The sequence below is a fragment of the Secundilactobacillus hailunensis genome (assembly GCF_005405185.1).
Taxonomy (GTDB): Bacteria; Bacillota; Bacilli; order Lactobacillales; family Lactobacillaceae; genus Secundilactobacillus; species Secundilactobacillus hailunensis.
In genome coordinates this window covers 20,922-31,382 of sequence record NZ_BJDO01000029.1, presented here as the reverse complement: position 1 = coordinate 31,382, position 10,461 = coordinate 20,922, and the positions used below count along the sequence as shown (strand labels likewise).

At 45.2% G+C, this 10,461-nt stretch carries 6 protein-coding genes; all 6 read right to left on the bottom strand.

The window, feature by feature from the left end:
* Positions 1 to 590: 590 nt before the first annotated feature.
* Positions 591 to 2,648, bottom strand: a complete 2,058-nt coding sequence (locus FFM73_RS08395; protein ID WP_137631324.1) for an LTA synthase family protein — start codon at positions 2,646 to 2,648, stop codon at positions 591 to 593.
* A 180-nt stretch (positions 2,649 to 2,828) separates the two neighbouring features.
* Positions 2,829 to 3,065, bottom strand: a complete 237-nt coding sequence (locus tag FFM73_RS08390) for a YkuJ family protein (RefSeq protein ID WP_137631323.1) — start codon at positions 3,063 to 3,065, stop codon at positions 2,829 to 2,831.
* Positions 3,066 to 3,233: 168 nt separating this feature from the next.
* The gene (mutL, locus tag FFM73_RS08385; RefSeq protein WP_137631322.1) at positions 3,234 to 5,243 is read right to left on the bottom strand and encodes a DNA mismatch repair endonuclease MutL; all 2,010 of its coding nucleotides are present in this window, start codon (positions 5,241 to 5,243) and stop codon (positions 3,234 to 3,236) included.
* 12 nt (positions 5,244 to 5,255) lie between these two features.
* Positions 5,256 to 7,892, bottom strand: a complete 2,637-nt coding sequence (gene mutS / locus FFM73_RS08380; protein WP_137631326.1) for a DNA mismatch repair protein MutS — start codon at positions 7,890 to 7,892, stop codon at positions 5,256 to 5,258.
* Positions 7,893 to 7,946: 54 nt separating this feature from the next.
* The gene (locus FFM73_RS08375) at positions 7,947 to 8,750 is read right to left on the bottom strand and encodes a TIGR00282 family metallophosphoesterase (protein WP_137631321.1); all 804 of its coding nucleotides are present in this window, start codon (positions 8,748 to 8,750) and stop codon (positions 7,947 to 7,949) included.
* Between the two features lie 118 nt (positions 8,751 to 8,868).
* On the bottom strand, positions 8,869 to 10,428 hold the full coding sequence (gene rny / locus FFM73_RS08370) for a ribonuclease Y (protein WP_054654049.1): 1,560 nt from the start codon (positions 10,426 to 10,428) through the stop codon (positions 8,869 to 8,871).
* Positions 10,429 to 10,461: the final 33 nt, after the last annotated feature.

Genomic DNA, 10,461 nt, shown 5'->3' with positions numbered 1-10,461 from the left:
TTCGTCCTGAGCCAGGATCAAACTCTCATTTTATGATTGTTTGTGACTCATTAATATTACTAGCGAAATTGACTTCGCAAATTACATTTGATATCAGCCGAAACTGATATGCCCTGCACATTTGTGAAACAAAACTTTGTTCAGTTTTCAAAGGTCTACTAAGTTCTGAATGACTGATGAATATTTAATCAGTCAACTCTTAAATCATATCATTCGCGTTATTCAATGTCAAGCGTTATTTTTAACTACCAGGCAATTGATCTCGCTGCTAAATGCTATGAAATCAACATCTACAAGTTGCTGCAGAAATAACAGAACTTCATTAGTATAACAATCGTTGGCAACCAAGTCAATCATTATTTTGAATAAATATGAATTGATTTGATAGAGCATACTGTACAGATTAATCGCAACTCTTATATCGCCATCTTCTCCATGAGCATGATGTGTATAATTATTCGATACCGCTGTGCGTCTGCTTTTTAACAACGAATATAATATTACCAAGTTATGCATTCCTGGTCAAGCAATATTTTACATTTTTTCACAAAAAAGAGCGATACTTCTCAGTATCACTCTTTTAGCTTCGTTTATTTAAGTTCTGGTGCATCCGTTTTGTAAGTTGCCGTGACTTTACCATGGTTTTTGGCCATTAAACTAGTTGGTTCAGACTTCTGAGCAGCCTTTAACTGCTGAATGCCGTTTGAGTACTTATAGTTATACTTACCCTTATTAACCGACTTGAAGTCCTTCAACTGATAAAATCTCAACAAATCACCCTGAATCACCCGATCGGACAAGGACAGCTCCGAAGTCACATGGTTTTGCTCTCGAGCCAGACGCTTCTTTTGAGCAGCATTAGGTTTCACTACTGCCCCCGTCTTGGTATCGTAAACAGTACCGCCTTCTTTGACAAATTGTGGCGTCACAAAGTCACCATTTCTAAACGCCACGGTCTGACTGCGGTTCTTGGCTAATAAATCATTACCAAACTGAATCGTATTGTTATCCTTCACACCCAGTAAGTCCATTAACGTTGGTAAGACGTCAATTTCACCACCATACGTGTGGTTAATGCCACCCTTCATCCCAGCAGCATGGATCATCAGCGGTACCTTCTGGAACTGTGCGAGATCATAATTCGTGACCTTCTTTTTACCCAGTAACTGCGCAATAGCCGGTCGATGATTGTTCGAAATACCATAGTGGTCCCCATATAAAACGATCACACTGTTCTTGTACAGCCCTGATTGCTTCATATAGGTTAAGAATTCACCAAAGGCTTCATCTAAGTAATGAGCGGTCTGAACGTAGGGATCGACAGTCTTGTCACCAGTCTTAGTTGCAGGAAAATCAGTATTTTCTTTATCCAGTTCATAAGGATAATGGTTTGTCAGTGTGATCAATTTCGCATAAAACGGCTGCGGTAACTGCTGCAGGTACTTAGCCGTGTCGCGGAAGAAGATCTTATCCTTTAAGCCATAGCCAACCGTATAGTTTGGCTTCTCCTTATAATACTGAGAGCTAAAGAAGTAGTTATAGCCCCATGACTTATAGGTATTATCCCGATTCCAAAAACTCGGGACATCCCCATGAAAGGCCGCTGAAGTATAACCCCTTTGACCGAGCATTGCTGGCGCCGCCTGAAAGGTGTTTTGCGTCCCGTATTCCGTCATAGCAGAGCCCTGTGGTAGCCCAAATAACGAGTTTTCAAGCATCATTTCAGCATCCGAAGTCTTCCCTTGAGCTACTTGGTTATAGAAGTTATCAAAGCTCATCGTGTTTTGATTCTTATAGAACTTATTCAAATTAGGCGTAACTTCCTTGCCATCGACCTTATAATTGATCAAAAACTGCTGGAAACTTTCCAGATGAATAATGATGACGTTCTTGCCCTTTTCTGTCCCAAAATACGCCGGGTTATCCCCTACACGATTATGCTTCAGATATTTCTCCACACTTTGCAGGTCGCTGGCACTGGCATGGGCCCGCGTTGAACTTTGCTTTTGCGTCTGATAGACGCTAAAAGCAGCGTATTCGTTTAAACCCAAATACTTAACCAAATAGTTATTATCAAAAGTTCTGGTCAACAGGCCCGAACGATTAGCGTTAGCCATTCCGTATTCGGCACCCATCAATGAAAAAGCCAGCACGGTCATTGTTAACGCGTAACGGCGCTTGAAGGGCCGGCTATCAATGTGAATAACGTGGGTCATTAACAAAACGATCAGCAAAACAACGTCCAAATAGACAAAGAAGTCGATTGGATGAATGATCTGGCCAATGCTTTTACCCAGATTATTTTGAACGTTACCAGACCCTTTAATAACACTAAACGTCATAAAATCTGAAAATTCGCGATAATAAAGAATGTTGGCAAAGATCCAGGAAGTCTGAATCAGATCGATCAGGATCATTAGCCAATAAACTAAACGTCCACGAAAGTATAGTGCAATACCAAACAGTAAAAGTGCGGCCGGAATTGGGTTAACCACCAGTAAGAACTGCTGAATACCACCCTTGACCCCTAAACTAAACTCCGTCTGATACGCGATATACGTCTTAATACAAAATAAAACGACTACTAATATAAAGAACCCAAAAACGGTATTCAACTTAGCAGCCGTTCGTTTTACAAAATCCGACATAACATCGTGCCTCCAGGTTAAACTTAACAAGTGCCATTATATCGAATCTCTATAAAATAGCAATCTTCTCTAAATTACTTTGAAAAAACTTCACACTTACTTATAAGTGACATCAATTTTTCGATAATGACGAATCAGCAGTGATAAAAATAAAAACTATGGTTCCCCATAGTTTTTGTTTTAATTATCGGTTAGCAATTCGAATAACTCAATTGCAATCAAATCAATGTTATCAAACTCAAAGTGTTCCTTGGCTTGATGTTCATCCAAACTGTAAGTTTGTGTCTCCGGGTGATAAACAACTTGTGCCAGTTCAACGCCTTCCTTTTCGAAACGACGTGGCTGTGGCTCGTCTCCGGTATCTTCTTGCATTGCTTTAAGTCGGTTAATAATGCCGATCAATTGTGATTCCTCCATGAGAATCCCCTTTCCAATTCAATTTAACAGTCTAATTCTACCAAATCCTGTAGTAGTAAGCACGATTTTTTGTAAATATCCTGATGAAAATTCTAACAGGTCTCCTGCATTTCTACAATAGAAAAAAGCAGGTCAATGTCAATACTGGCACTCACCTGCTTGTTAAACCTATGCTTCTGATCTTAATGAATGGTGTGATTCCTGGATTCGCTTAAACATTTTCTCCATGTCAGTATCCGTAAAATGAATCAGTACGGGCCGGCCATGGGGGCAATTAAACGGATTTTCCGCCGTCTTCAGGTGTTCGATCAAGGCTTTGGCCTGCTGATCATCCAGATGATGGTTGGCCTTGATCGCCCGCTTACAGCTCATCATGATGGCCGTCTTCTCACGAAACTGAGCCACCGTTAGATGACCATCCCGTAAGACCCAGTCAATCATTTCTTTGACTGTATCAGACTCCTGTCCGGCTTTAAACCAGGTCGGATGCTGCCGCAGAATAAAGCTATTAGGGCCAAACTGTTCTAAATGCAGCCCAACTGCCGCTAAGATATCCAGTTTGTCCGTGATTTTCAGCATGTCACTGGTACTGTAATCCAGCACGATCGGCACTAATAACCGTTGCTGATCCGCGCTAACTTCACCAATGGCCTGCCGGTAGTATTCGTAATTAACCCGTTCTTGAGCAGCGTGCTGATCAAGAATATAGAGGCCCTCATCCGACTGTGCCAGCAAGTAGGTTCCGTGAAATTGGCCAATGTAGATCAAATTAGGGAACCGGTCTTGCTGCTGGTCTAACAGCTCAGTTTCTTGCGGCTTTTGCGGTTTTGGCGTTGAGTTGTTGTTAACAGTCCCTGCCACCGGTTCATTAAACGGGGTCTGTGGCTGCTGATACTTCTGCTCAAACGCCGAGACTTTAGGTGATGCCAGTTCAGCCTTAGACCGGATCATAATCGGTTGAGCCGACCCGTCAGAAGGCTTTTGAGCAAACAGTGCGCCACTTGAGTCAGACTCTTTAGCGTCAACCGGTTTCTTTTGAGCCATTTTGGGCGTTTGTGATGCCGGCTGCACTTGAGAAGCCACCGGTCTGCTAGTCTGCGGTCCGCGCGTAGCTGAGACCGCAGCTAGATTTTGAGCGACCTGCTGAGGATCCACGTGGCCCCGTCTTAAATTAGTGAGTCCGTCTGGAATCAGGTTCTGCTGACTCAGCTGTTCTTGAATCGCCGTTGAAATAATCGTTGATAACTGCGGTTCCTTACTGATCCGCACTTCCTGCTTCGTCGGGTGAACGTTAACATCTACCAGCAGCGGATCCATTTCCAGATTCACCACGGCAACTGGGTAACGACCCACCATTAATTTGGAGCCGTATCCGGCAATGATGGCCTTAGTCAACTGGTAATTTTTGATGTACCGGCCGTTTAACAGGATCGTCATATAGTTGCGACTGGCCCGCGTTAATTCGGGTAGTGACACGTAGCCACTAACCTTAAAGTCCGCATCCGCACTGTCAATTGGTAACATTTTACCGGCCTTATTCATGCCATAGATACTGCCGATGACCTGCCGCAGATCACCGCGGCCCGCTGTTCTCATCAATTCCCGGTTATTATGGGTCAACGAGATTTGAATCTGTGGGTGGCCCAGTGCTAACCGGTTGACGATATCGACAATTTTAGAGAGCTCCGTGTTCAGTGATTTGAGGTATTTTAACCGTGCGGGCACGTTATAGAACAGATCTTTGACCGTTATGTCCGTCCCACGTCGAGCTTCCGCCGGTTTTTGCGAGATCACCTTGCCGCCAGCGATGTGAATGACTTGGCCTTCACCGCCCGTTGACGTGACCATTTCAACGTCTGCGATAGACGCAATACTTGGCAGGGCTTCACCACGAAAACCCAGTGAATGGACTTTAAACAGGTCTTTACGGTCAGTGATCTTACTGGTAGCGTGGCGGTGAAAAGCCAGTTCAAGCTGATCTGCTGCGATACCGTCACCATCGTCAATGACTTCAATAGATTTTAATCCCGCTTCAGCCACGAGGATATCGATCTCGTGACTACCGGCATCAATGGCATTTTCAACCAGTTCCTTGACGACGGAAGCCGGCCGTTCAATCACTTCACCCGCTGCGATTTGATCAGCTAATACCGTTGAAAGTTCATGAATTGCTGCCATCCTATCACCTCATTACCGTTTCTTTTTCGATTGTGCTAACTCTTGCTGCCACTTATACACTTGATTCATGACGTCCATGGGGGTCAGCCCCATTAGATTCAGCGCTTTAATCTGCGCAGCTACCTTGTCCGCCTTAGTGGCCTTCTTTTCTGGTTCACCAAATAGGGATAACTGGGTATCAGCATCCGTAGTTTCAGCCGTCTCCGCTACCGGTTCTGCCGGCTGCGGCTTTGGTTGAGATTTTAGCTGTACCGGTTTATCCTCAGCTGCCACTTGAACGGAGGCGTGCTGATCTTGGGTCTTTTCTAGGTGGGTCAAAATCTTATCCGCCCGTTTCAAGAGTGAATCTGGTAAACCAGCTAATTTAGCCACGTGAATCCCGTATGACTTATCGGCTGGTCCATCCTGCATCTGGTGCAAGAAAACCAGTTCGCCGTTCTTTTCGACGGCGCCCACGTGGACGTTCTTCAAATGTACCAAACTCTTATCCAGTACCGTTAATTCATGATAGTGGGTGGAAAACAGGGTTTTAGCGTGAATCCGATCATGGACGAATTCAATAATTGCCTGCGCTAAAGCCATCCCATCGTAGGTAGCCGTTCCCCGGCCAATCTCATCAAACAGGACCAGTGAGTTAGCGGTGGCGTGAGCAAGGGCTTCGTTAGCTTCCTTCATTTCCACCATAAAGGTACTTTCGCCGGAGATCAAATCATCCGCTGCACCGATCCGGGTAAAGATCTGATCGAAAATCGGCATCTTAGCCGACTTAGCGGGAACAAAGCAGCCCATTTGCGCCAGTATAACCGTTAATGCCAGCTGACGCATGTAAGTACTCTTACCAGACATGTTAGGCCCCGTAATCAGCAAAATAGACGTCTCTTCGGGCATCTTAACATCGTTAGGGACATAGGTCTGGCGGCCAAGTACTTTTTCGACCACCGGGTGCCGGCCCTCAACGATTTCCAGATCATGGCCCGACTTGGTAAAAGTCGGTGCCACAAAGCGGTATTTTTCACTGACGTCGGCGAAACTCTGCAAAACGTCCAATTCAGATACCGCATGAGCCAAGCTTTGAATTCGTTGAATATTTTTCTTAACCAGTTCACGGACTTTGACAAATAATTTGTATTCCAGATCAGTAGACTTTTCCTCGGCTTCCAGGATCAAATGTTCCTTTTCCTTTAGCTCAGGGGTCGTAAACCGTTCTGAATTAGCTAAGGTTTGCTTCCGTTCGTAACGCCCCTCTGGCAGCTTATCCAGATTGACCTTCGTCACGTCAATGTAGTAACCAAAAACGCGGTTGTACCCGATCTTCAGGTTATTAATGCCAGTGGCTTTTCGTTCAGAAGCTTCCATTTCGGCCAGCCACTGCTTACCGTTGTGCATTGCCTGCCGGTAGGAATCTAACGTCTTATCGTAACCATCCTTGATCACGCCACCATCCGTTACCGACAGCGGTGGCTCGTCCACGATGGCCGAATCAATCACATCCGTCACGTTATCAATGGGATCTAGACGCTCATAAATGTCATCGAAAACGGTATCCGGCAGTTCGTTTAAAATGTGCTGCAGTTTAGGAATCTGCTTTAACGAGGTCTTTAACTGAATCAGATCACGACCATTCACACTGCCGAAAGCCACGCGGCCAGCCAGCCGTTCCAGATCATAGACTTTAGTCAGTTCTTCTTGCAGACTATTGCGCTCAAAATACTGATCAACTAACACGCTGACCTTCTTTTGGCGGGCTAGAATATGTTTGCGGTTCACTAACGGTCGATCCAGCCACTGCTTCAGCAAGCGTCCGCCCATGGCCGTTTTAGTTTCATCCAGTAGCCACAGTAACGTACCGCTCTTTTTGCCGGTCCGCATGTTTTGTGCCAGCTCCAAGTTACGCTGAGAATAATGGTCCATCTTTAAGAAAAAGGCGGGCTCATAAACAATCGCCCGTTGTAAATGAGCCAGGCTGCGTTTTTGAGTCGTCACAATATACGTTAGCAGATGTTGTAAGACCGTCATCTGTTCCGCGACTTCGACGCCTTGTGTCAGATAGCTGAGTTCAGACTTCACCTCAGTGTCATCTTGATGGGAAATTAAAATACCGACCTTCTGTAATTGATCTAAAACATCCTTAGAAACCGACTTATCAACAACGGTTTCCTTGGTCTGCAGACTCATCACTTCGTTTAATACAGCGTCAAAATCAGTCAGCGACGTGACCTTTAATTCACCAGTAGACAAGTCGGCATAAGCAAAGCCAAATTTACCCTTAACCTGGGTCAGAGCGGTTAAATAGTTGTTATCCTTGGCGTTACCGGCACCCGTATCAGTTTGAGTCCCGGGGGTCACTAACTGAATGACTTCGCGCTTAACCATGCCCTGAGCGAGCTTAGGATCTTCCATCTGTTCGCAAATGGCGACTTTATAGCCCCGATCCACCAAAATATCAATATAGTTTTGAACTGCCCGGTGCGGTACCCCGCACATGGGAATCGGGTTTTTAGAACTGTGATTTCGGCTGGTCAAGGTCAGCTCCAACAATTGAGCACCCTTCACAGCGTCATCATTAAACATTTCGTAAAAATCACCCAAACGGTAAAATAAAAAAGCGTCCGGGTACTGATCTTTAATTTTTTGATACTGAACCATCATCGGCGTTTGGTTTACTTTCGCCAATCTCTCCACCTCTACTTCATTAACTGCTGGTTACAAATCATACGGGTGGGCATCGTCAATCAAAACTGGTTTGATTTTAGTGGCGTGCCCGGTCTCATCATTGACATCGATCACACAGCCGGACATAATTCCGGGTTCACTGGTCTCAACTACATAACGGGCTGGCCTTTGATCTAAGAAACGTTGGATCACACTGGCGGGCTGCATACCTAAAATGCCGGCAGCCGGGCCAGTCATCCCAGCATCCGTCATAAACGCGGTCTGATGGTCGATAATTTGACCATCACTGGTCTGCACGTGCGTATGGGTGCCGACTACTGCTGACACGCGACCCTTTAGATACAGCGCAATCGCGCGCTTTTCGCTGGTCACTTCGCCGTGAAAATCAACGAAGATCACAGGAGTTTCTTTTCTGATCTCAGTCACTAATTTATCAGCCACCGCAAACGGATCATCCAGCGGCGGTAAGAAGACCCGTCCCTGTAAATTGATCACGGCAAGGGTTGCCTGATTAACCTTTAATTTGGTCCAGCCCCGGCCTGGGACATCTTTTCCCGGGTAATTAGCTGGTCGAATCAACTTGGTCGTGTCATCGATAAACTCGTAAATTTCCTTATTATCCCACGTATGGTTGCCCATCGTGACAACGTCAGCGCCACTTTCAAGCAGCTGCTTGTAGATCTTGCGACTGATACCCCGGCCGACAGGTGTTGAATTTTCACCATTCACAATCGTTGCCTGAGGCTTCAAGTCCCGTTTCAATTTTGGTAAGTAAGTTTGAATCATTTGGACGCCACGATCACCGACAACGTCTCCGATAAATAATATCCGCATGCTGATCCTCTTATCTAATTTAGTCTATTACAACACGTTTTAGTTTAACACATTTACCGTATAAAAAAGTATCCTCAAGCACTGTTGCCAGTACTTGAGGATACTCCTTGCTAAATGACTATTTAGCGTACGCTACCGACCGAACTTCACGGATAACGGAAACCTTGACGTGACCTGGATAATCCATGTCACTTTCAATCTTTTCTTTAATATCGTGAGCCAGTGTAACAGCGTCCAAATCTGAAATTTTAGTTGGTTTAACGATGACGCGAACTTCTCGCCCTGCTTGAATGGCGAATGACTTCTTCACGCCGTCAAATTCATCAGCGATATTTTCCAGCTTTTCCAACCGGTGAATGTAGGATTCAAGTGAATCGCTCCGTGCACCTGGTCTGGAAGCCGAGATCGTATTAGCAGCTGCCACTATTTCTGAAATCACATAGTGCGGCGTTGCCGTTGACTCGTGAGCCGCGATTGAATCAATTACAACCGGACTTTCTTTGTACTTCTTCGCTAGATCAATCCCAATCTGAACATGAGACTCTTCCACGTCATTTTCAACCGCTTTACCTATATCGTGTAATAATCCTGCGCGTTTTGCTAGCGTGACATCTTCACCTAACTCAGCGGCAAAAATTCCTGATAATTTAGCAACTTCTATGGCATGCGTTAAGACGTTTTGACCATACGAGATCCGGTAGTTCATCTGACCAACCAGCTTAATCAAAGCTGGGTGCATCGAGTGAATACCCAGATCAAACACCGTCTGTTCACCAAGGTCTTGGATCTTCTCATCCAATTCTTTACGAGCCTTTTCAACCATCTCTTCAATGCGAGCTGGATGAATCCGACCGTCTTGAATGAGCTTCTCCAAGGCAATCTTGGCAACTTCACGACGGATTGGATCAAAACCGCTTAAAACAACGGCTTCTGGTGTATCATCGATGATTAAATCGATCCCAGTTAAGGTCTCTAAGGTCCGAATATTGCGACCTTCACGACCAATGATCCGACCCTTCATGTCGTCATTAGGCAGTGTGACCACCGATACTGTGGTATCAGATACCATATCGGCCCCACTGCGTTGAATCGCTTGAACGATTAATTCTTTAGCCTTCGAGTCCGCTTCTTTAGCGGCCTGTTCATTGCTTTCCTTAATCATCTTAGCGCGTTCCGAACTTAACGCTTGCTTTGCATCATTAATAATCAGGGACTGTGCTTCCTCTTTAGAAAGCGCGGCTGCTTCTTCCACAGCCGCTTGCCGTTTTTCAACAAGTGAGTCCGCCTGTTGCTGTGTTTTAGCTAGTTTTTGCTGTTCCGAACTCAATTTATTTTCCTTGCGTTCGAGAACATCTTCCCGCTTTTGAAAAGCGTTATCTTTACGATCAAGCGCTTCTTCTCGCTGTAATACCCGGTCTTCTTGTTTTTGGACTTCTCCGCGTTGCCGCTTTAAATCCTTTTCAACGTCCGATCGATAGCGATGACCTTCCTCTTTGGCTTCAAGCAGTGCCTCTTTGGTATCAGTCTCAGCTTGCTTTTTCGCATCAGCTAAAATGCCTTGTGCTGTTTCGTGTGCTGCGTCCAAATTGCGTTCAACAATTGACTTATGGACAAAGTATCCGATGACAGCACCTACAACGATAGCGATGATTGCGAGGATTATCTCAGGAATACCCATGATTCCACCTCCGCATCATCAAAATTTTTGATT

Excerpts from the sequence above, each read along its gene's own strand:
- rny (WP_054654049.1), bottom strand. The coding sequence starts at position 10,428 with ATGGGTATTCCTGAGATAATCCTCGCAATCATCGCTATCGTTGTAGGT.
- mutS (WP_137631326.1), bottom strand. The coding sequence starts at position 7,892 with ATGATGGTTCAGTATCAAAAAATTAAAGATCAGTACCCGGACGCTTTT.
- mutL (WP_137631322.1), bottom strand. The coding sequence starts at position 5,243 with ATGGCAGCAATTCATGAACTTTCAACGGTATTAGCTGATCAAATCGCA.
- FFM73_RS08375 (WP_137631321.1), bottom strand. The coding sequence starts at position 8,750 with ATGCGGATATTATTTATCGGAGACGTTGTCGGTGATCGTGGCGTCCAA.
- FFM73_RS08390 (WP_137631323.1), bottom strand. The coding sequence starts at position 3,065 with ATGGAGGAATCACAATTGATCGGCATTATTAACCGACTTAAAGCAATG.
- FFM73_RS08395 (WP_137631324.1), bottom strand. The coding sequence starts at position 2,648 with ATGTCGGATTTTGTAAAACGAACGGCTGCTAAGTTGAATACCGTTTTT.